At 60.8% G+C, this 20,348-nt stretch carries 20 protein-coding genes and 1 other RNA gene; 10 read left to right on the top strand and 11 right to left on the bottom strand.

Annotated features, from left to right (window positions below):
- Positions 1-4: 4 nt before the first annotated feature.
- From gcvT to BLU63_RS11665, 8 genes are all read right to left on the bottom strand, one after another.
- Positions 5-1,087, bottom strand: a complete 1,083-nt coding sequence (gene gcvT / locus BLU63_RS11700) for a glycine cleavage system aminomethyltransferase GcvT (RefSeq protein ID WP_010464981.1) — start codon at positions 1,085-1,087, stop codon at positions 5-7.
- A gap of 155 nt (positions 1,088-1,242) precedes the next feature.
- Positions 1,243-2,859, bottom strand: a complete 1,617-nt coding sequence (locus BLU63_RS11695; RefSeq protein WP_083375504.1) for an ABC transporter permease — start codon at positions 2,857-2,859, stop codon at positions 1,243-1,245.
- Positions 2,860-3,070: 211 nt separating this feature from the next.
- Entirely contained in the window at positions 3,071-4,075 is a 1,005-nt protein-coding gene (locus BLU63_RS11690) for an extracellular solute-binding protein (RefSeq protein WP_083375503.1), read from the bottom strand.
- A gap of 220 nt (positions 4,076-4,295) precedes the next feature.
- A complete protein-coding gene (locus tag BLU63_RS11685; protein WP_167362292.1) occupies positions 4,296-5,513 on the bottom strand; it encodes a 2-octaprenyl-3-methyl-6-methoxy-1,4-benzoquinol hydroxylase in 1,218 nt (405 codons plus the stop codon).
- A gap of 9 nt (positions 5,514-5,522) precedes the next feature.
- Positions 5,523-6,008, bottom strand: coding sequence for a DUF4442 domain-containing protein (locus tag BLU63_RS11680; RefSeq protein WP_010464988.1), 486 nt, complete (start codon positions 6,006-6,008; stop codon positions 5,523-5,525).
- Positions 6,001-7,188 carry a 2-octaprenyl-6-methoxyphenyl hydroxylase gene (gene ubiH, locus BLU63_RS11675; protein ID WP_083375501.1) on the bottom strand — a complete coding sequence of 396 codons (1,188 nt, stop codon included), beginning with the start codon at positions 7,186-7,188 and terminating at the stop codon, positions 6,001-6,003. Before ubiH ends, BLU63_RS11680 begins: the two co-directional genes overlap by 8 nt.
- Entirely contained in the window at positions 7,185-8,519 is a 1,335-nt protein-coding gene (pepP, locus tag BLU63_RS11670; RefSeq protein ID WP_083375500.1) for a Xaa-Pro aminopeptidase, read from the bottom strand. Before pepP ends, ubiH begins: the two co-directional genes overlap by 4 nt.
- Positions 8,520-8,545: 26 nt before the next feature.
- A complete protein-coding gene (locus tag BLU63_RS11665) occupies positions 8,546-9,106 on the bottom strand; it encodes a YecA/YgfB family protein (RefSeq protein ID WP_010464994.1) in 561 nt (186 codons plus the stop codon).
- Positions 9,107-9,230: 124 nt separating this feature from the next.
- On the opposite strand from BLU63_RS11665, the gene BLU63_RS11660 reads away from it, so the two are divergent.
- From BLU63_RS11660 to BLU63_RS11645, 4 genes are all read left to right on the top strand, one after another.
- Positions 9,231-9,440: a TIGR02449 family protein gene (locus tag BLU63_RS11660; RefSeq protein WP_003213954.1), complete on the top strand. Its 210-nt coding sequence runs from the start codon at positions 9,231-9,233 to the stop codon at positions 9,438-9,440.
- The gene (locus BLU63_RS11655) at positions 9,437-9,754 is read left to right on the top strand and encodes a cell division protein ZapA (protein ID WP_007942435.1); all 318 of its coding nucleotides are present in this window, start codon (positions 9,437-9,439) and stop codon (positions 9,752-9,754) included. The genes BLU63_RS11660 and BLU63_RS11655 overlap by 4 nt, the downstream gene beginning before the upstream one ends.
- A gap of 30 nt (positions 9,755-9,784) precedes the next feature.
- Positions 9,785-9,963, top strand: a non-coding RNA gene (ssrS, locus tag BLU63_RS11650) — 6S RNA.
- A gap of 86 nt (positions 9,964-10,049) precedes the next feature.
- Positions 10,050-10,655 carry a 5-formyltetrahydrofolate cyclo-ligase gene (locus BLU63_RS11645; protein ID WP_083375499.1) on the top strand — a complete coding sequence of 202 codons (606 nt, stop codon included), beginning with the start codon at positions 10,050-10,052 and terminating at the stop codon, positions 10,653-10,655.
- Positions 10,656-10,690: 35 nt separating this feature from the next.
- Here BLU63_RS11645 and BLU63_RS32730 read toward each other — a convergent pair whose 3' ends face one another.
- Entirely contained in the window at positions 10,691-10,843 is a 153-nt protein-coding gene (locus BLU63_RS32730; RefSeq protein WP_007942433.1) for a hypothetical protein, read from the bottom strand.
- A 201-nt stretch (positions 10,844-11,044) separates the two neighbouring features.
- On the opposite strand from BLU63_RS32730, the gene BLU63_RS11640 reads away from it, so the two are divergent.
- The 4 genes from BLU63_RS11640 (at position 11,045) to BLU63_RS11625 (ending at position 16,419) form a co-directional block, all read left to right on the top strand.
- Positions 11,045-11,494, top strand: a complete 450-nt coding sequence (locus BLU63_RS11640; RefSeq protein WP_077747168.1) for an EVE domain-containing protein — start codon at positions 11,045-11,047, stop codon at positions 11,492-11,494.
- 121 nt (positions 11,495-11,615) lie between these two features.
- Positions 11,616-12,581, top strand: a complete 966-nt coding sequence (locus BLU63_RS11635; protein WP_083375498.1) for an HlyD family secretion protein — start codon at positions 11,616-11,618, stop codon at positions 12,579-12,581.
- Entirely contained in the window at positions 12,578-15,301 is a 2,724-nt protein-coding gene (gene rbbA / locus BLU63_RS11630; RefSeq protein WP_083375497.1) for a ribosome-associated ATPase/putative transporter RbbA, read from the top strand. Before BLU63_RS11635 ends, rbbA begins: the two co-directional genes overlap by 4 nt.
- Entirely contained in the window at positions 15,301-16,419 is a 1,119-nt protein-coding gene (locus BLU63_RS11625; protein ID WP_083375496.1) for an ABC transporter permease, read from the top strand. The genes rbbA and BLU63_RS11625 overlap by 1 nt, the downstream gene beginning before the upstream one ends.
- 90 nt (positions 16,420-16,509) lie before the next feature.
- On the opposite strand, the gene BLU63_RS11620 is transcribed toward BLU63_RS11625, so the two are convergent.
- The gene (locus BLU63_RS11620; protein WP_010465012.1) at positions 16,510-16,917 is read right to left on the bottom strand and encodes a flagellar basal body-associated protein FliL; all 408 of its coding nucleotides are present in this window, start codon (positions 16,915-16,917) and stop codon (positions 16,510-16,512) included.
- 150 nt (positions 16,918-17,067) lie between these two features.
- Here BLU63_RS11620 and BLU63_RS11615 point away from each other — a divergent pair, with 150 nt between their 5' ends.
- Positions 17,068-18,045 carry an NADPH:quinone oxidoreductase family protein gene (locus tag BLU63_RS11615; protein ID WP_010465014.1) on the top strand — a complete coding sequence of 326 codons (978 nt, stop codon included), beginning with the start codon at positions 17,068-17,070 and terminating at the stop codon, positions 18,043-18,045.
- Positions 18,046-18,285: 240 nt separating this feature from the next.
- Positions 18,286-19,638 (top strand): glycerol-3-phosphate transporter, encoded by a 1,353-nt coding sequence (gene glpT, locus BLU63_RS11610; RefSeq protein WP_010465017.1) that lies wholly within the window; start codon positions 18,286-18,288, stop codon positions 19,636-19,638.
- On the opposite strand, the gene BLU63_RS11605 is transcribed toward glpT, so the two are convergent.
- Entirely contained in the window at positions 19,611-20,282 is a 672-nt protein-coding gene (locus BLU63_RS11605) for a gamma-glutamylcyclotransferase (RefSeq protein WP_083375495.1), read from the bottom strand. The two genes, glpT and BLU63_RS11605, sit on opposite strands and share 28 nt — an antisense overlap.
- Between the last annotated feature and the right edge of the window lie 66 nt (positions 20,283-20,348).

Here is a 20,348-nt window from a genome sequence, read left to right as displayed (position 1 = left end):
AAGGTTAGATCAAGGTTTTGCCATGGCGGACGAAGGTCGGTTTGACCACCCGGACCGGGTACCACTTGCCACGGATTTCCACTTCTGCGCGGTCGGCAGTTGCCATCGGCACGCGCGCCAGTGCTATCGACTTGCTAAGCGTAGGAGAGAAACTACCACTGGTGATCTCTCCTTCGCCAACATTGGCGATACGGACCACTTGATGAGCGCGCAAAACCCCACGTTCCTCAAGGACCAGACCGACCAGTTTGTGCTGCACACCACCCGCCCGCTCGGCTTCCAGGGCGCTGCGACCAATGAACTGGCGAGTGGCCGGTTCCCAGGCAATGCTCCAGGCCATGTTCGAGGCCAGCGGTGAAACGTCTTGATGAATGTCCTGGCCGTACAGGTTCATGCCGGCTTCGACACGCAAGGTATCCCGGGCACCCAGGCCGATAGGAGAAATGCCCGCGCCCACCAGGTCGTTGAAAAACCCTGGCGCCTGATTGGCGGGTAGAACGATCTCCAGGCCATCTTCACCGGTATATCCGGTGCGCGCGATGAACCAGTCGCCGTCAGGCTGACCTTCAAAAGGCTTGAGCATCTGGATCAGGTTGCCGCGGGACTGGGTGACCAGTTCGGAAATCTTGTGCCGGGCATGGGGGCCTTGAATCGCCAGCATCGCCAGTTCGGAGCGCTCGTTGAGCTGCACATCGAAACCATCGAGATGGGCCTGCATCCAGGCGAGGTCCTGATTGCGGGTGGAGGCGTTGACCACCAGCCGATAACCGTCCTCGAGACGGTAGACGATCATGTCGTCGACGATGCCGCCGCGCTCGTTGAGCATGGTGCTGTACAAGGCACGGCCAGGGCTGTGCAGGCGCTCGACGTCATTGGCCAGCAAATGCTGGAGCCAGGCTTTGGCCTGGGGGCCGGTGACATCAATCACGGTCATGTGGGATACATCGAAAACCCCGCAATCGCGGCGCACCTGATGGTGTTCCTCGACCTGCGATCCGTAATGCAGAGGCATATCCCAACCGCCAAAATCGACCATCTTCGCGCCTAGGGCGAGATGAAGGTCATACAGAGGCGTGCGCTGTCCCATGGGTTTCTCCTTCCGGGCGTGGCGAAGGTGCGGGCCGGTGCTTTACGGGCGAAAGCCTTGAAATAGAAGGCTTTGAGCCGATGTCAGCTACCAGGTCCGTAGGACGGACCGCACCGAATGCCGCGCATTGTAGCCTCAAGGTGTAGGACTGACACCTAGGCGTTTCGATGCGCCGAACGTCGAATCAATCCGATGACCGGTAACAGCCCGACCAAAACCAGAGTCAAGGCCGGCAACGAAGCTCTCGCCCACTCCCCTTCGCTGGTCATTTCAAAGATCCGAACAGCCAGCGTGTCCCAGCCAAACGGGCGCATCAGCAGGGTCGCGGGCATTTCCTTGAGCACATCGACGAACACCAGCAACGCGGCACTCAACGTGCCGGGCAGCAATAACGGCAGATACACTTTGAAAAACAGTCGTGGCCCACTGACCCCAAGGCTACGTGCCGCTTCGGGCAAAGATGGCCGTATTCGCGCCAGGCTGCTTTCCAGCGGTCCGTAGGCCACGGCGATGAAACGCACCAGATAGGCCAGCAACAACGCCGACAGACTGCCCAGCAGCAATGGCTTGCCCGCGCCACCGAGCCAGCCCGACAGCGGGATGACCAGCTCGCGATCCAGATAACTGAACGCCAGCATGATCGACACCGCCAGCACCGAACCCGGCAGGGCGTAGCCGAGATTGGCCAGGCTGATACCGGAGCGGATCGCCCGGGTCGGTGCCAGACGCCGGGCAAATGCCAGCACCAAGGCAACGCTGACGGTGATCAGCGCGGCCATGCCGCCCAGGTACAAGGTGTGGACGATCAGACCGGCGTAACGCTCATCCAGGTCGAAGCGTCCACGCTGCCAGAACCACACCACCAGTTGCAGCATCGGAATGACGAAGGCACAGGCGAACACCAGGCCACACCAAGTCATGGCCGCCAACGCCTTGAAACCCCGCAGGTGGTACAGCGCCTTGATCCGGGGTCGTTCATTGCTGGTGCGGTTGGCCCCGCGAGCACGCCGTTCGCCGTACAACACGACCATCACCACCAGCAGTAACAGGCTGGCCAGTTGCGCGGCGGTGGAGAGGCTGAAAAATCCGTACCAGGTTTTGTAGATGGCGGTGGTGAACGTGTCGAAGTTGAACACCGACACCGCACCGAAGTCCGCCAGGGTTTCCATCAGTGCCAAGGCCACACCGGCACCAATCGCCGGCCGCGCCATGGGCAAGGCCACTCGCCAGAACGCCTGCCACGGCGATTGCCCCAGCACCCGCGCCGCTTCCATCAGGCCTTTGCCTTGGGCCAGGAACGCAGTGCGCGCCAGCAGGTAAACGTAAGGATAAAACACCAGCACCAGAACAAGGATGACGCCGCCGGTGGAACGCACTCTCGGCAATCGCAGCTCGGTGCCGAACCATTCGCGCAGCATGGTTTGCACGGGGCCGGCGAAATCCAGCAGGCCGACGAAGACGAAGGCCAGCACGTAAGCAGGAATGGCAAATGGCAGCATCAGCGCCCAGTCCAGCCAACGCCGGCCGGGAAATTCGCAGAGGCTGGTGAGCCAGGCGAGGCTCACACCCAGGAGCGTGACGCCGATACCGACGCCGAGCACCAGGGTCAGGGTATTGCCCAGCAGGCGCGGCATCTGGGTGTCCCAGAGGTGGGACCAGATTTGCTGATCGATGGTTTGCCAGGAGAAGAACAGGACGCTCAGGGGCAGCAGGACCAGCGCGGCGATGGCGAAGACCAGGGGATACCAGCGGCGTTGGGCGGGGTGGGCCAAGGGGATTCTCTAGAAAATATGGGCCGACTCTAACCTGAAGTCGGCTCCATTTTGTGGCGAGGGAGCTTGCTCCCGCTCGGGTGCGAAGCAGCCGCAGGAGGTTATCAGATCATCTCGATCCTGACCTGTCGACGCCAACAGGGCCGCTTCGCAGCCCAGCGGGAGCAAGCTCCCTCGCCACAGGTAGCCGCTCGCCACAATAACGGTGAAGTCAGTTCCAGCCAGCCCGATCCATCATGCGAATCGCTTCAGCCTGACGCTTGCCGGCAATTTCCACCGGTAGCGTATCCGCCACAAACTTGCCCCAGCTCGCCACTTCCGCAGACGGCTGAACCGCAGGGTTAGCCGGGAATTCCTGGTTCACGTCAGCGAAGATCTTCTGCGCTTCAGGGGTGGTCATCCATTCAACCAGGGCTTTGGCGGCTTCTGGATGCGGTGCATGCTTGGTCAGGCCGATGCCCGACAGGTTCACGTGTACGCCGCGATCGCCCTGGTTCGGCCAGAACAGCTTCACGGCCAGGTCAGGCTTCTGTTTGTGCAGGCGGCCATAGTAGTAAGTGTTGACGATGCCGACGTCGCATTGCCCAGCGTTGATCGCTTCCAGCACCGCGATGTCATCGGAGAACACATCGGTGGACAGGTTGTTGACCCAACCTTTGAGGATCTTCTCGGTTTTTTCGGCGCCGTGCACTTCGATCATGGTGGCGGTCAAGGACTGGTTGTAGACCTTCTTCGCCGTGCGCAGGCACAGGCGACCTTCCCAGTTTTTATCGGCCAGCGCTTCGTAAGTGGTCAGCTCGCCCGGTTTCACCCGCGCGGTGGAGTAGGCGATGGTCCGGGCCCGCAGGCTCAAGCCAGTCCAGGCGTGAGCCGAGGAGCGGTATTGCAGCGGGATGTTGGCGTCGATCACCTTGGAGGTGAACGGTTGCAGGATGCCCATCTGCTCAGCCTGCCAGAGGTTGCCGGCATCGACGGTCAACAGCAGGTCGGCGGTGGCGTTCTCGCCCTCGGCCTTGATCCGCTGCATCAACGGCGCTTCCTTGTCGGTGATGAACTTCACCTGCACACCGGTTTTCGCGGTGTAGGCATCGAAGACCGGCTTGATCAGCTCGTCGATACGCGAGGAGTAAACCACCACCTCGTCGGCGGCCTGGGCAGTGGTGCTACCGATCAGGGTCAGGGCGAGTGCAGTCAGTAGACGCTTCGGTGCCAACATGGGAGCGATCTCTCGATTGGAAAATGGAGGGCAAATGATAAGGACTCACATTTAGCTTCTCAATCGAACAGTTCGCGGAGGCGTTACCAAATGTTGCATGGTCGACATGGGGGGTGAATGTACCAACGCCATCGCGAGCAGGCTCGCTCCCACAGGGGAATGCATTTCAATTGTGGGAGCGAGCCTGCTCGCGATGAGGCCGTCTGCCGCAATGAAGATGTCAGGCCTTGGCCAGCGCCGGCAAATCCCCGATCAACCCCAGCGCTTCGCGCACGAACAACGCCTTGGCTTCCGGCATCTGGTCAACCATCTTCAACCCGGCATTACGCAACCAGCGAACCGGCAACGGATCCGCCTGGAACAAGCGTTCAAAGCCTTCCATCGCCGCCATCAACGCCAGGTTGTGCGGCATGCGCCGACGCTCGTAACGACTGAGCACCTTCACATCCGCCAATCGCTCGCCGCGCCCTGCCGCTTGCAGCAGCACTTCGGCCAGCACAGCGGCGTCGAGGAAACCGAGGTTGACGCCCTGCCCGGCCAGCGGGTGAATGGTATGCGCCGCATCACCGATCAACGCCAAACCTTCAGCCACATATCGCTTGGCATGCCGCTGACGCAGCGGCACGCACAAACGCGGGTCGGCGCTGAGCACCGTGCCGAGCCGGCCTTCAAAGGCGCGTTCCAATTCGAGACAGAAAGCGCCGTCGTCCAGCGCCATCAGGCGTTCGGCTTCGCTCGGCGTGGTCGACCAGACAATCGAACACCAATCCTGCTGACCGTCCCGCTCCAACGGCAGAAACGCCAATGGACCGTTGTCGGTGAAGCGCTGCCACGCGGTCATTTGATGAGGTTTGGAGCTGCGCACGCTGGTGACGATCGCATGGTGCAGATAGTCCCACTCGCGCGTGGCCACGCCGGTCAGGCGCCGCACCGCCGAATTGGCGCCATCCGCCGCTATCACCAGGGGCGCGCGCAAGGTGCGACCATCGGCCAGGGTCAGCAGCCAGTCATCGCCGGAGCGGCGCATCTGCTCCAGACGCGCATTGGCCAGCATCCCGAGGTCGCAGTCGTGCAGACGATCCAGCAAGGCATCCTGAACCACGCGGTTCTCGACGATATGGCCCAGCACGTCGGCATGCACACTGGCGGCCGAGAAACGAATCTGCCCGGTGCCGCTGCCATCCCAGACCTGCATGTCGGTGTAAGGGCTGCTGCGGCGATTGGCGATGCCGTCCCACACGCCCAGGCGCTCGAGAATACGCTGGCTGGCCGCCGACAAGGCACTCACCCTCGGTTCGAACGGCGCCTGGGCATCAAAGGGTTTGACGCTCATCGGGCTGCCGTCCAGCAACAGGACTTCCAGCCCGCTGTCCTGCAACGCCAGCGCCAGGGCGCTGCCGACCATTCCGGCCCCGACAATCAGCAGATCTGCGCGCATTTCCATGCTTTAAGCCTGTCTCGCTTGCGGTTTGAGCCGCACGTAAAGGGTTTTCTGCACCCGCGCCACCAGGGCGCCGGCACCGTCATGAATATCGACCTGCAACTGCGGCAGGTACTTTTCGCCGTTCGCTGTCTGTCGACGGATCTCGTCGAGCAAGGTCTCGTCGATGCTGAAGCGGGCGAACACCGGGCCTTTGCCCGGCGCGATGAAATCGATGTCGGCAGCCTTGTCCCAGACAATGAACTGACGACCGAGGTTTTCCATCAGCATCAGCATGTAGAACGGGTCGACCATCGAATACAGGCTGCCGCCAAACTGGGTACCGACGTAATTGCGGTTGTACCAACTCAGTCCCATGGACACTTGAATGTCCCGGAAGTCATCGCTGATGTGCTGCACCCGCACCCCGGCACCGAGGTACGGCGGGTAGAAGGTCATGAACCACCGCATCAACCGCGCTTTACCGAACGTATCAGTCAGCCACTTAAGCATCGGGACGCGTACCCAGGCCCATGGCTTGCCGGGCGAACCAGCGCTTGGCCGGCGGCAGCAGATCGAGACCGAGCAGGCCGATGTTGCGGCCCAGCGAAACCAGTGGCTGGGTGCTGCCGAACAAACGGGTCACCTGATCGGAGAAACCCACAGTCAGGTTCTGATCCATGCGCTGACGCTCGCGATAAGCCTGCAAGGTCGCGAAGTCGCCGGGCGACGTGTCGCTCGCCAGCAGCGCATCGGCCAGGGCTTGAGCATCACGCAAGGACAGGTTGAAGCCCTGGCCGGCAATCGGGTGCAGGCTGTGGGCGGCGTTGCCGAGGATGGCCAGATGCGGACGCACTTGCTCTTCGGCTTCGATCAGCGTCAATGGGTACAGATGCCGCGCGCCCACCTGCTTCAGGGTGCCAAGGCGATAACCGAACACGCCCTGCAACTCGCTGAGGAAACTGCGCTCATCCAGCGCCGCCAGTCGTTGCGCGTCCATCCCTAAGCGGGTCCAGACCAGGGCGCAGCGGTTGTCCGGCAGCGGCAACAACGCCATCGGGCCGTCATCGGTGAAGCGCTCGAAGGCCACGCCGTTATGCGCTTCGCTCGGGGTGATGTTGGCAATCAGTGCGCTCTGGTTGTACGGACGCTTTTTGATGCCGATGCCCAATTGCTCGCGCAGGCCCGAACGGCCGCCATCAGCGAGCACCGCAAGGTCGCATTCCAGGGTGGTTTCATCGTTGAGGGTCAGGCGATAGCCATCGGTCAGCGGTTCCATGCGCGTGACTTCCGCCGGGCAACGCCAAGTGACCACATCCTTGTCCAGGCCCTGCCAGAGGCATTGGCCGAGCCAGGCGTTTTCCACCACATAACCCAGCGCCGGCACGCCCTCTTCCATCGCCGACAAACGGGCGGTGGAAAAACGTCCACGGTCGGAGACATGAATCTGCTTGATCGGCTCGGCGCGGCGGGAGATTTCCTGCCACACGCCCAACCGTTGATAAATCTGTTTGGCCCCGTAGGACAGCGCCGAAGAACGGGCGTCATAGCTCGGCTGATACGTATCGCCGGGGGCAAACGGTTCGATCAGCACGATCTTCCAGCCACGGGCCTTGGCCCCGGCCTGCAACGCCAATGCGAGGCTGGCGCCCACCAGGCCGCCACCGATAATTGCCAGATTGACTCGACTCATGCCGCTTGTGTCCGCGCAGCAGCCATCAAGGCCTCGATCTCGGCGACCGTTTTCGGCACGCCTTGGGTCAGGATTTCACAACCGTTTTTGGTGACCACCACGTCGTCCTCGATGCGCACGCCAATGCCGCGCCATTTCTTCGCTACGTTCTGGTTGTCCGGGGCAATGTAGATGCCCGGTTCCACAGTGAGCGCCATGCCGACTTCCAGCACCCGCCATTCGCCGCCGACCTTGTATTCGCCGACGTCATGCACATCCATGCCCAACCAATGGCCGGCACGATGCATGTAAAACGCTTTATAGGCTTCGCTGGCGATCAACTCGTCGACGTCGCCCTGCAACAGGCCCAACTTCACCAGACCGGAGGTAATCACCCGGACCGTGGCTTCGTGCGCCTGATTCCAGTGTTTGTTCGGGGCGATTTCGGCGAATGCGGCTTCTTGCGACGCCAGCACCAACTCGTAAATCGCTTTCTGCTCCGGTGAATACTTGCCGTTGACTGGCCAGGTGCGGGTGATGTCGCTGGCGTAGCAGTCGATCTCGCAACCGGCGTCGATCAACACCAGGTCGCCATCCTTGAGCACGGCGTCATTTTGCTGGTAATGCAGGATGCAGCTGTTACGCCCGGCGGCGACGATCGAACCGTAGGCGGGCATCTTCGCCCCGCCCTTGCGGAACTCGTAATCGAGTTCGGCTTCGAGGCTGAACTCATGCAGCCCGGCCCGGCTGGCTTGCATCGCCCGGATATGCGCCTGGGCGGAAATCCGTGCGGCTTCGCGCATCACCTTCACCTCTGCCGCCGATTTATACAGGCGCATGTCGTGCAGCAGATGATCCAGGGCAACGTATTCGTTCGGCGGCTGGGCGCCGAGGTGCGCTTTAGAGCGGATCACGTTGATCCACTCCATCAGGTGCCGGTCGAATTCCGGGTTGCTGCCCATGGCCGAATACACCCGGTCGCGCCCTTCGATCAGGCCCGGCAGGATGTCGTCGATGTCGGTGATGGGAAACGCATCGTCGGCGCCGAAGTCGCGGATTGCGCCTTCCTGGCCGGCGCGCAGGCCGTCCCACAGTTCTCGCTCGGCGTTGCGTTCACGGCAGAACAGAATGTACTCGCCATGTTCGCGACCGGGCATCAGTACGATGACGGCCTGAGGTTCGGGGAAGCCGCTGAGGTACTGGAAGTCGCTGTCCTGCCGGTAGACGTGCTCGACGTCGCGGTTGCGTATGGCTACTGCGGCGGCGGGCAGGATGGCGATGCTGTTGGGTTCCATCTGCGCCATCAGGGCCTTGCGGCGACGGCTGTATTCCGATTTCGGGATATGAATCATGGGCAGATGGCGTTCCCTGGCAACAATTAATGCAGCGACGGCTTGGCCGCAGCCGGCTCTTCCGCTTTTTTGGTTTCGGAGAACAGCAGCAGCGGCGCAACGCGCAGGTATTCCATCACTTCCATGTAGTCGCTTTCGCCGTCTTCGGACTCTTCCAGGGCGTCTTGCACCTGGGAAATGGCCGCCAGATCCTGCAACACTTCGGTGGCTTCGGTGCTCAGCATGCTGCTGTCGCGGCAGTTCAGGCCGAAACCGCTGAGAAAGCCCTGGCACCATTGGCCCAGTGCCGCGGCACGGTCAGCCAGTGGCGCGTCATCGGTCGGCAGCAGCAGAACCACGGTGACGTCGTCGCCGGTGAGCTCGCCCTTGACCATCTCCTGCAAGCCGATCAAGGCATTGCGGACATTATCCTGGGGCTCAGTTTCGAGCAGTTCGGCGGCATCGACCAGCCAGCCTTCGGCATCGAAACCTGCACCGGCGCAGCTGCGGCCGAGCAGCAGGCCGTGCAGTTCGGCAGGCGAGACGTTATGACCGCTGGAAGTCAGCAGGGTGGCGAAGGCTTGGTACGGGGAATTCTGAATGGGCATGGGCAGCTAGGCGCCAGACGGCGCTATGTCTAGAATGAAGGCCTTGTATCCTACATCGACAGACTCGCCAAGACTATTAAAGGCTGTCCGCCCGTTACCCCCATCAGACTATTCAGTGGACACAATGGAAGACACCGACCTGCAAGCGCTGATGGCCAGACTCGAACTGCTAATTAATCGGGTCGAGCAACTTAAGAGTCAAAACGGACTCCTATTAGCTCAGGAAAAAACCTGGCGCGAGGAACGCGCTCACCTCATTGAAAAGAACGAAATCGCCCGGCGTAAGGTCGAATCAATGATTTCGCGCCTCAAGGCCCTGGAGCAAGACTCATGAGTTCAAGCAATAGCGTTACCGTGCAGATCCTCGATAAAGAATATTCGATCATCTGCCCCCAGGAAGAGCGCAGCAACCTGGTGAGCGCCGCCCGTTACCTGGACGGGAAGATGCGTGAAATCCGCAGCAGCGGCAAAGTCATCGGCGCCGACCGCATTGCCGTGATGGCCGCGCTGAACATCACGCACGATCTTCTGCACAAGGAAGAACGCCCGGATGTGCAGGCCAGTGGCTCGACTCGCGAGCAGGTTCGCGACCTGCTGGATCGCGTCGATCTGGTGCTTGCCACCGATCCGGACGTCACCAAGGGCTGAAACACGAAACCGCTTGGGGTATACTCGCATCACTCCCTGGGGTGCTTGCCAGTTGACCACGTCCCTGAGCCGATTCGCACTACCCTGGAGGCTGCACGTTGGGCTGGTGTGCATGTCCGCTAGACGGAAAGCCTTAAAGCCTACTGCATCTTCCACCTTGAACTTTCGGGTTCAAGGGCTAAGTCAGCAGCGGTTCATCCGGGGAGCCTGATTCCAGTCCGATGCCGGTTTAAATACCGGCATCGGCTTTTTTACGGGTACGCTTTACGTATCCGTCCTGTCGAAGCCTGAATCCATGACCGAATCTGCGCTGCTGCCCCGCCCGCAACTTCGACGCATGCTGCGCAAGGCCCGCCGCGCACTGACCCCCAGTCAGCAACGCCAGGCTGCTCGCGGGCTTTACAAGCAACTGGCTCAGCAGCCGTTGTTTCGCCGGGCCAAACACATCTCCCTCTACCTGCCCACCGACGGTGAAATCGACCCGCGCCTGTTGCTGCGCGCGGCGCAACGTCGGGGCAAGGCGACTTATCTACCGGTACTCAGTGCCTGGCCGCGGACCAAAATGGTGTTCCAGCGGATTCGTCCCGGTGAAAAACTCAAACCCAACCGCTTTCGTATTCTCGAACCCCGGCACAACCTCGCCCGCCAGCGCAAAGTCTGGGCGCTGGACCTGGTGCTGTTGCCATTGGTGGGATTTGACGACGTCGGCGGCCGCCTGGGAATGGGCGGCGGTTTCTATGATCGAAGCCTCGCCTACCTGGCGCGGCGAAAAAAATGGCGCAAGCCGACGCTGCTGGGCCTGGCCCATGAATGTCAGAAGGTAGAACGATTGGCTCAGGCGAGCTGGGATGTGCCGTTGCAAGGAACGGTTACCGACAAGGCGTGGTATTTCGCAGGCTAGACGCCACTGGAATCAGCGGCGTCCGAAAAACAGGCTCAGCGCTTGAAGGCCGATGGCTGTTGTTGCTGTGCGATTTCGATTGGCGCGTCAGTCTTGTTGTTCCACAGGCTTTGGGCATAGCCGGTGGTCACGACGCCGAGGCCGAACAAAATAACCAAAATCCATAGTAAATCCGGTTTGCGTTTCATCGATTGCCCCCCAAAGGCACATCAACACGATGACAGCAGCGGTTTCCGTTGTAGGTGTAGGCCGTGCAGCAGCGTCAAGCTTAGAAGGCCGGCATTTTGCGGCAACGTGAACTGACACGCAAACGCTGGCGTCAACCGACTGTCGGTTTGTCATAAAATTGCCCGACAACTTGCCCAATCACCTCGCAAGGAGCAAAAACCATGGCCTATTGGCTGATGAAATCCGAGCCCGATGAACTCTCGATCAAAGACCTGGCGAAGCTTGGCAAAGCGCGCTGGGATGGGGTTCGCAACTATCAGGCGCGTAACTTTTTGCGGACGATGGCGGTGGGCGACGAGTTTTTCTTCTATCACTCCAGCTGCCCGGAGCCCGGGATTGCCGGGATCGGAAAGATTATTCAAGCGGCGTATCCGGACCCAACGGCGCTGGAGCCGGAAAGTCATTACTACGATCCAAAGGCCACGCCAGAGAAAAACGCCTGGAGCGCGATTGATGTTGCGCATGTCGAGACGTTTTCCAAGGTGTTGAAGCTGGATTACTTGAAGCAGCAGACGGCGTTGGCCGAGATGCCATTGGTGCAGAAAGGCTCAAGGTTGTCGGTGATGCCGGTTACCGCCGAGCAATGGACAGCGGTGCTCGGCCTGCGCTAAACAAGCTGAACCGCCCGACGCTCTGGCCTGGATCGGTCAGACGTGACACCCCGTTGACGGATATCAAGTCGCCCCGCCGCTTGCCTGTCAGACTACGACGCTACAGACGCAGGATGCCGACATGTCGATTCACCGCCGCTCTTCACTTTTTTTCGCCTTTTTACTGGGGGCAGTGTTACTGGCCGCTGGGGGTTTTGGTTATTGGAAGTCGACCCTTAGCCGACTGCCCGAAGGGTTGTATGTCGGTAATGGCCGACTTGAAGCCACTGAAGTACAGATCGCCAGCAAAACAGCCGGCCGGCTGGCCGAAGTCCTGGTCGATGAAGGCGATAAGGTGACCAAGGGTCAACTGCTGGCACGCATGGACACCCGGACCCTCGAAGCCCAGCGCAACCAGGCCGAAGCCGAAGTGATACGCGCCCGGGAAAACCTCAATGCCGCCCAGGCCAATGTGCAACTGCGCCAGAGCGAGCAACGGCTTGCCCACCAAGAGCTCAGCCGTTCTCAGGAATTGTTCAAGCGCGGCTTCTCCAGTGGCCAGACCATCGATCAGCAACAATCTCGCTTCGAAACGAGCAACGCGGCCGTCACCGCGGCCCGTGCGCAGGTGTCCGCCGTCGGCGCCGCCATTGGCGCGGCGCAGGCACAAGTCGCTCAGCTGACCAACGAGATTGACGACAGCAGCCTGCGGGCGCCCATTGACGGGGTGATTCAGCTGCGCATGGCCGAACCCGGTGAAGTCCTCGGCGCCGGTGGGCGGGTGTTGTTGCTGATTGATCCGAACGATCAGTACATGAACCTCTATCTCGCCACATCCGTAGTGGGACGCCTGGCGGTCGGTGATGAAGCGCGGATCCTGCTGGACGCCCTGCCCGGCCAGCCGTTGCCGGCGAAAATCAGCTTCGTGGCAGCCAAATCGCAATTCACCCCCAAAGAAGTCGAGACCCGCGACGAACGTCAGAAACTGGTGTTTCGGGTCAAGCTGCGCCTGACCCAACCCAGCAGCGTGCCCCAGGCCAAACCGGGGATGCCCGGTAACGGCTACGTGCGCACCGCGCCCATTGGCTGGCCGGCCAATCTTCAATGACCGGCCTGGCGCTGCAAGCCACCGGCCTTCAGCACCGATACGGCCAACAGCAGGTGCTGACCGACATCACGTTCAGCCTGCCCGCCGGCACCCGGTGCGGCTTGATCGGTCCGGACGGCGCCGGGAAATCCAGCCTGCTGGGATTGATTGCCGGCGTGAAGACGCTGCAAGACGGCCAACTGGACGTGCTCAGCGGCTCGATCCAGGACCGGCGCCACCGTATCAGCCTCTATTCGCGAATTGCGTTCATGCCTCAAGGCCTGGGCGGCAACCTGTATCCCGAGCTTTCGATCAGCGAAAACATTCACTTCTTCGCCACTTTGTTCGGCCTGTCCGGAGCCGAATGCGATCAGCGCATGCAAAGTCTGTTGCTGGCCACCGACCTGCAGCGGTTTGCCGAGCGCCCGGCGGGCAAGTTATCGGGCGGCATGAAACAGAAGCTGGGCCTCTGTTGTGCGCTGATTCATGAACCCGACCTGTTGATCCTCGATGAACCGACCACCGGCGTCGATCCGCTGTCCCGGCGGCGCTTCTGGGAATTGATTGATGACGTCCGGCGTCAACGTCCGCAATTGACGCTGTTGGTTGCCACCGCGTACATGGAAGAGGCCGAGCAATTCGAACACTGCCTGATGCTCGATGGCGGCAAACTGATTGCCGCCGGCTTGACCCGCGACCTCGGGGCAGCGACCCCCAGCGGCAAGCTCGATGAGGCCTTTACTCACTTTCAGGGCGACAGCGGCCGTGACAACCAGCCGCTGGTGATCCCTGCCCGAACCAACGCCACGGCCGACATCGCCATCGAAGCCCATGACCTGACCCTGCGCTTCGGCGATTTCACGGCGGTGGACAAGGTCAGCTTCGCCATCGGCCGCGGCGAGATTTTCGGGTTTCTGGGCTCCAATGGCTGCGGCAAAACCACCACCATGAAAGTCCTCACCGGGCTGATCCCGGCCAGCGAAGGCCGCGCCACGCTGCTGGGCAATCCGGTGAACGCCAAGGATCTTGCCACCCGCAAACGCGTCGGCTTCATGTCCCAGAGTTTCTCGCTCTATGGCGAGCTCAGCGTGCGGCAGAATCTGGACTTGCACGCCCGACTGTTCGATTTGCCCAAGGCCGAGAGCGCACAACGCATCGATGAGCTGATCCAGCGCTTCAACCTGGGCAGCGTCGCTCATCAGCCGTCCGGAGCACTGCCACTGGGCCTGCGCCAACGCTTATCCCTGGCGGTGGCGGTGCTACATCGCCCCGAAGTGCTGATCCTCGACGAACCGACGTCCGGCGTCGACCCGGCCGCACGGGATGATTTCTGGCGGCTGCTGATCGAACTGTCTCGCGAACAGGGCGTGACAATTTTCCTCTCCACGCATTTCATGAACGAAGCCCAGCGCTGTGACCGCATCTCGCTGATGCACGCCGGCAAGGTCCTGGCCTGCGACACCCCGGCGGCTCTGCAACTGCAGTTCAAGGGCCAGACTCTGGAGGCGGCGTTCGTCACCTGCCTGGAGCAGGCCCAGGGCCCGATCGCAACGGCGGCGCCACCAACGCCCATCGACACGACGCTCGCCCCCGTCGCCCCGATGCAAGACAGCCGCTTCAGTTTTGGACGGTTGCGGGCGCTGGCGAGTCGTGAAGGCAAGGAGTTGCTGCGCGATAAAGTGCGCATGGCCTTTGCCCTGCTCGGGGCGATGTTCATGATGGTGATTTTCGGCTACGGCATTTCCCTGGATGTGGAAAAACTCGCCTTCGCGGTTTACGACCAGGACCAGACGCCACAAAGCCGGGCGTATCTGGAGGCTTTCCGCAGCTCCCGTTACTTCGACGAACAACCGCCCATCAGCGATCCGGCGCAATTGCATCGACGATTACAGCGCTCGGAAATCAAACTGGCGCTGGAAGTCCCGCCGGGATTCGGCCGGGACTTGTTCGCCGGTCGCCAACCCGCTGTCGCGGCCTGGCTCGATGGCGGCATGCCGTTTCGCGCCGAAACCAGCCGCAATTACGTGGAAGCGGTACACCAGGGCAACCTGTTGCAATTGGCCGAGCAGTCCAGCCCCGCACTGAACCGGCAAGCGGCAGCCCAACTGGAAACCCGCTTCCGCTACAACCAGGATGTCGTCAGCGTCAACGCCATCGGTCCCGGGGTGATGGCGCTGATCCTGGCGTTCATCCCGGCCATGCTGACGGCGCTGGGCATCGTGCGGGAGAAAGAACTGGGCTCGATCACCAACTTCTACGCCACACCGCTGACGCGACTGGAGTTCCTGCTAGGTAAGCAAGCGCCATATCTGGCCATCAGCTTGATCAACCTCGCCGTCCTGACGGCTATGAATCGCTGGCTGTTCGGCGTGCCTTTCAAGGGCAGCGGCCTGACCCTGGCCTTCGGCGGGCTGCTCTACGTGCTGGCGACCACCAGCATGGGCCTGTTGATTTCGGCGTTCACCCGAACCCAGATTGCCGCCATTCTCGGCACCATGATCATTACCAGTCTGCCGACCATTCAGTTCTCCGGCTTGATCGTGCCGCGCTCGTCACTCGATGGCGCGGCCGCTGTCATGGGGATGCTGTTCCCGGCGGGTTACTTCCTCGATATTGCCGTTGGCACGTTTACCAAGGCCCTGGATATCCGGCAGTTGTGGCCGCAATGCCTGGCACTGTTCGGGTTTTTCCTGGGGTTTACCGGCCTTAGCCTGGCCATGCTGAAAAAGCAGGAGGCCTGATGCACAAGCTTGCGCACATCCTGCGACTTGGCCTCAAGGAACTCACCAGCCTGCGACACGACAGCGTGTTGCTACTGTTCCTGTTCTATGCCTTCACCGTCGCGATCTACATGCCGGCCGCGGGCTCGGTGATTGGCGTGCACAACGCCAGCGTGGCCATGGTCGATGAAGATCACAGCCACCTGTCACGACAATTGGCGCAAGCCCTGCAGCCGCCGGAATTCCAGGCGCCGGTGTCGTTGCCCTATGAACAACTGGACGATGTGCTGGACAGCGGTCGATTCACCTTCGTCATCAATATTCCGGCCAATTTCCAGGCAGATCTGTTGGCTGGCCGCCAGCCACCCGTGCAGGTCAACGTCGACGCCACAGCCATGAGCCAGGCGTTCATGGGGGCGGGCTACATCGGACGGATTTTCCAGCGCGAACTGCAGACCTACAGTGAACAAGGCGATGCAGCGAGCAAAGCCCCCGTGCTGCTGACCACCCGAGCGCTGTTCAATACCAATCTGGAGGGCGGCTGGTTCCTGGCGGTGATTCAAATCGTCAACAACATCACCATCCTCGCCATCATCCTGACCGGCACAGCGTTGTTGCGTGAACGCGAACACGGCACCCTCGACCATTTGCTGGTGCTGCCCCTCACGGCGCTTGAAATCATGCTGGCGAAAATCTGGAGCAACATGCTGGTGGTGGTGCTGTGCACCTGGATCTCGCTGGAGGTGATCGTCAAAGGTGCACTCGGCGTGCCGCTGGCCGGTTCCATGACCCTGTTCCTGATGGTGACGGCCGTTTATCTGTTCGCCAGCACAGCGCTGGGGATATTCCTTGCGACCCTCGCCCGCTCGACACCGCAATTCGGCCTGCTGGCGATTCCGGTGATCATCCCGATGTTACTGCTCTCCGGCGGCAGTACGCCGCTCGACAGCATGCCGCAATGGCTGCAATGGGTCATGCAGGGCTCGCCATCGACCCACTTCGTCAGCCTCAGCGCCGCGATACTGTTTCGCGACGCGGGGATCAATGTGGTGTGGCCGGACTTGCTGGCATTGAGCGCCATTGGCCTGCTGTTTTTTAGCGTGGCGCTGATGCGGTTTCGCAAGAGCCTGGCGTCCTGAATCGCGGGCAAGCCGGCGCCCACAGGGTTCTGCTCAGTTCCTGTGGGAGCGGGATTGCTCGTGAAGAGGCCGGCCCGGGCAGCGAGAGACTTACTGAATGATGAGGTTGTTGAACAACAAATCCTCAACCATCGGCTTGCCGGTCTCATCGTTCATCACTTGCTGAGTCTGCTTCAGGGCTTCCTGACGCAGCTTCTCCTTGGCTTCAACGTTGCTCATCGCTTCGGTCGTCTGCTGGGCAAACAACGCCACCAGCTGATTACGGATCAACGGCTCGTTGGCCTTCACTGCCTTGGTCGCCTCCTCACCGGTCACGCGCAATGCCACATCGGCCTTGTAGACCTTGAGCTTCGGCGTACCGTCCAGCCCATAGTTGCCCACGAACGGCGGGCTCAAGGTGATGTAATTGACCTTCGGAGCTTCACCTTCTTTGGCTTCTTCGGCCATCGCTGCCACAGGCAGAGACAGGGCCAGCAACAACATGATCCACGCTTTCACAATTCGCTCCTTATCCGGTTTGCGGCCTAGCATAACGACCCGCCGCTCAAGCACAAGCTTATGGCTGACTATCAGGGTCGGGCATGCTCGTTGACCCATCGACTCACACACCTACACTTATCGGCCATCACTCCCAAAGGAATAGCCCTGATGAAAGCCGTGCTGTGCAAAGCCTTCGGCCCTGCCGAATCGCTGGTGCTGGAAGACGTCGCCAGCCCTGTCGCGAAGAAGAATGAAATCCTGCTGGACGTGCATGCCGCCGGGGTGAATTTCCCGGACACGCTGATCATCGAGGGCAAATACCAATTCAAGCCGCCCTTCCCGTTTTCCCCGGGTGGCGAAGCGGCCGGTGTGGTCAGTGCAGTGGGCGAAAAAGTCAGCCACCTCAAGGTCGGTGACCGGGTCATGGCCCTGACCGGCTGGGGCAGTTTCGCCGAGCAGGTCGCCGTGCCGGGCTACAACGTGCTGCCGATTCCGCCCTCGATGGACTTCAACACCGCTGCCGCGTTCAGCATGACTTACGGCACCTCGATGCACGCACTCAAGCAACGGGCCAACCTGCAACCGGGTGAAACCCTGCTGGTGCTCGGCGCTTCCGGCGGTGTTGGCCTGGCCGCCGTGGAAATCGGCAAAGCCATGGGCGCCCGCGTGATCGCCGCCGCCAGCAGTGCCGAAAAACTTGCGGTGGCCAAGGCAGCCGGCGCCGATGAACTGATCAACTACAGCGAAACCAGCCTCAAGGACGAAATCAAACGCCTGACCGACGGCCAGGGTGCCGACGTGATTTACGACCCGGTCGGCGGCGATCTGTTCGACCAGGCCATCCGCGCCATCGCCTGGAATGGCCGCTTGCTGGTGGTCGGTTTCGCCAGCGGACGCATTCCAGAACTACCGGTGAACCTGGCGCTGCTCAAGGGCGCTGCCGTAGTCGGCGTGTTCTGGGGTTCGTTTGCCCAACGCCAGCCGCAGGACAACGCGGCGAACTTCCAGCAGTTATTTGGCTGGTTTGCCGAGGGCAAACTGAGGCCGTTGGTTTCGCAGGTGTATCCGCTGAGCAATGCGGCGCAGGCGATCAATGATCTTGGCCAGCGCAAGGCGGTCGGGAAAGTGGTGGTACAGGTTCGCTGAACCTTAAAAAGCGGGCCGGATTGTCCGGGCCGCTTTTTCAGGACGCTTGAAATGCCTCATCAACCGCCGCCCAGGACCATTCCCATAACGCCCTTCACTTATACCTGTGCGACATGTTCATAAAGGAACACGCAACTGCCCACATTTCCGCTGTTTGGTCGATGCGAACCGGTGCTATTTTCGGTAACGAAACTGTAACATTCGCATCCGCAGTCAAAACAAGAAATCTGGAGCTCTTGAATGTTTGCTTTCTTTCGTCCTGCCGCACATCAGGCTCCATTGCCTGAAGAAAAAATAGACGACACCTATAAACGCCTCCGCTGGCAGATCTTCGCCGGGATTTTCATCGGGTATGCGGGTTACTACCTGCTGCGCAAGAACTTCACCCTGGCGTTCCCCGATCTGATCGCCCAAGGCTATACGAAGGGTCAACTGGGTGTGGCCATGTCGGCGATTGCCATCGCCTACGGTCTGTCCAAGTTTTTGATGGGCATCGTGTCCGACCGCTCCAACCCGCGTTACTTCCTGCCCTTCGGCCTGGTGGTCTCCGCCGGGGTGATGTTCGTTTTCGGTTTCGCACCGTGGGCGACATCCAGCGTGACCATGATGTTCATCCTGTTGTTCATCAACGGCTGGGCGCAAGGCATGGGCTGGCCGCCAAGTGGCCGCACCATGGTGCACTGGTGGTCGCAGAAAGAACGTGGCCAAGTGGTGTCGATCTGGAACACCGCGCATAACGTCGGCGGTGGCTTGATCGGCCCGCTGGCGATTCTCGGCATGGGCTGGTTCAACGACTGGCACAGCAAGTTCTACGTCCCGGCCGCCGTGGCGCTGCTGGTTGCGGTCTTTGCGTTCATTGTGATGCGCGACACGCCGCAATCGACAGGCCTGCCGCCGATCGAGAAGTACAAGAACGATTACCCGGAAGGCTACGACGCCAGCCACGAAGAAGAATTCAGCGCCAAGGACATCTTCGTCAAATACGTGCTGCGCAACAAAATGCTCTGGTTCATTGCCCTGGCTAACGTCTTCGTCTACCTGCTGCGCTACGGCATCCTGGACTGGGCACCGACTTACCTCAAAGAGGTCAAGCACTTCGACTTCGACAAGAGTTCGTGGGCGTATTTCCTCTATGAGTGGGCAGGCATTCCGGGCACGTTGCTGTGCGGCTGGATGTCGGACAAGGTTTTCCGTGGCAACCGTGGCCTGACCGGCATGGTGTTCATGGCGTTGGTGACCGTTGCAACGATCGTGTACTGGCTGAATCCGCCGGGTAACCCGATGGTCGACATGATCTCGCTGTTCGCGATCGGCTTTCTGATCTACGGCCCGGTGATGCTGGTGGGCTTGCAAGCGCTGGAACTGGTACCGAAAAAGGCCGCCGGTACTGCCGCGGGCTTTACCGGTCTGTTCGGTTACTTGGGCGGGTCAGTCGCGGCCAGTGCGCTGATGGGCTACACCGTGGACTACTTCGGCTGGGATGGCGGCTTCATCCTGTTGGTAGCCGCCTGCTTGCTGGCAATGGCGTTCCTGGCGCCCACGCTGGGGCACAAGCAAATCGCCAGTCAGACCCGCGAAGAAGCGATCGCCTGATCGGCTTTTGATTGGCAGCGCTTGAGCCGCGCCTCCAGATTCCGGTCTGGCATGGCGTGGCTACGCAGGGCGTTGGCGGTCTGCTCGACATAATCGCGAGTGGTGCCGTAACGCCCGCAAGCGTTCTCGAACACATGGCTCAGCACATGATCCGGCAAGTTGCCGGCATAGCTGGGCAAGTGCCGCTCCAACACAAACCCCAAGGCCTGAACCTGGCTTCCGTCTTCGAGACGGCAGTTGAGCCAGTGTGGCCGATAAGACGGGAACGGCATTTCGCGCTGCCAAAGCGCATAAAGCGAGGCTTCCAGTTGTTCTTCGGGCAAACGGTAAGCGAAGCCGCTGCAAGAACCGCCGCGATCCAGGCCAAAGACCAGACCAGGGACTTCCGGCGTGCCGCGATGTTCGTGGGACCACAGGTATAACCCGCGATGGTAGCCATGCACTCGGCCGCGCACTCGCTCCACCGCCGCACATTCAGGGCGCCAGATCAGCGAACCATAAGCGAATAACCAGACGGGCCCGCCCTTGTGTCGAGCCATGGTCGACTGCATCGAGCTGAGTAATTGTTCGTGCGTAAGCTGCGGCCCCAGATCGAGCCGCGGAGGGTAAGCCAGATTCAAAAATGCAGATTCAATGGCGCTCATGGCGAATAGCGTTCAGCTCCCCGCGGATAAAGAATTACTAAATAGAACGCACCGCTGTAACAATAA

This window comes from Pseudomonas mandelii (assembly GCF_900106065.1).
Classification (GTDB): domain Bacteria; phylum Pseudomonadota; class Gammaproteobacteria; order Pseudomonadales; family Pseudomonadaceae; genus Aquipseudomonas; species Aquipseudomonas mandelii.
The sequence above is the reverse complement of the archived record's forward strand: the minus strand, read 5'-3'. Positions and strand labels throughout refer to the sequence as shown.

Coding starts and splice junctions, on each gene's coding strand:
- gcvT (WP_010464981.1), bottom strand. CDS start 1,087: ATGGGACAGCGCACGCCTCTGTATGACCTTCATCTCGCCCTAGGCGCG.
- BLU63_RS11690 (WP_083375503.1), bottom strand. CDS start 4,075: ATGTTGGCACCGAAGCGTCTACTGACTGCACTCGCCCTGACCCTGATC.
- BLU63_RS11685 (WP_167362292.1), bottom strand. CDS start 5,513: ATGCGCGCAGATCTGCTGATTGTCGGGGCCGGAATGGTCGGCAGCGCC.
- BLU63_RS11680 (WP_010464988.1), bottom strand. CDS start 6,008: ATGCTTAAGTGGCTGACTGATACGTTCGGTAAAGCGCGGTTGATGCGG.
- ubiH (WP_083375501.1), bottom strand. CDS start 7,188: ATGAGTCGAGTCAATCTGGCAATTATCGGTGGCGGCCTGGTGGGCGCC.
- pepP (WP_083375500.1), bottom strand. CDS start 8,519: ATGATTCATATCCCGAAATCGGAATACAGCCGTCGCCGCAAGGCCCTG.
- BLU63_RS11665 (WP_010464994.1), bottom strand. CDS start 9,106: ATGCCCATTCAGAATTCCCCGTACCAAGCCTTCGCCACCCTGCTGACT.
- BLU63_RS11660 (WP_003213954.1), top strand. CDS start 9,231: ATGGAAGACACCGACCTGCAAGCGCTGATGGCCAGACTCGAACTGCTA.
- BLU63_RS11655 (WP_007942435.1), top strand. CDS start 9,437: ATGAGTTCAAGCAATAGCGTTACCGTGCAGATCCTCGATAAAGAATAT.
- BLU63_RS11645 (WP_083375499.1), top strand. CDS start 10,050: ATGACCGAATCTGCGCTGCTGCCCCGCCCGCAACTTCGACGCATGCTG.
- BLU63_RS32730 (WP_007942433.1), bottom strand. CDS start 10,843: ATGAAACGCAAACCGGATTTACTATGGATTTTGGTTATTTTGTTCGGC.
- BLU63_RS11640 (WP_077747168.1), top strand. CDS start 11,045: ATGGCCTATTGGCTGATGAAATCCGAGCCCGATGAACTCTCGATCAAA.
- BLU63_RS11635 (WP_083375498.1), top strand. CDS start 11,616: ATGTCGATTCACCGCCGCTCTTCACTTTTTTTCGCCTTTTTACTGGGG.
- rbbA (WP_083375497.1), top strand. CDS start 12,578: ATGACCGGCCTGGCGCTGCAAGCCACCGGCCTTCAGCACCGATACGGC.
- BLU63_RS11625 (WP_083375496.1), top strand. CDS start 15,301: ATGCACAAGCTTGCGCACATCCTGCGACTTGGCCTCAAGGAACTCACC.
- BLU63_RS11615 (WP_010465014.1), top strand. CDS start 17,068: ATGAAAGCCGTGCTGTGCAAAGCCTTCGGCCCTGCCGAATCGCTGGTG.
- glpT (WP_010465017.1), top strand. CDS start 18,286: ATGTTTGCTTTCTTTCGTCCTGCCGCACATCAGGCTCCATTGCCTGAA.
- BLU63_RS11605 (WP_083375495.1), bottom strand. CDS start 20,282: ATGAGCGCCATTGAATCTGCATTTTTGAATCTGGCTTACCCTCCGCGG.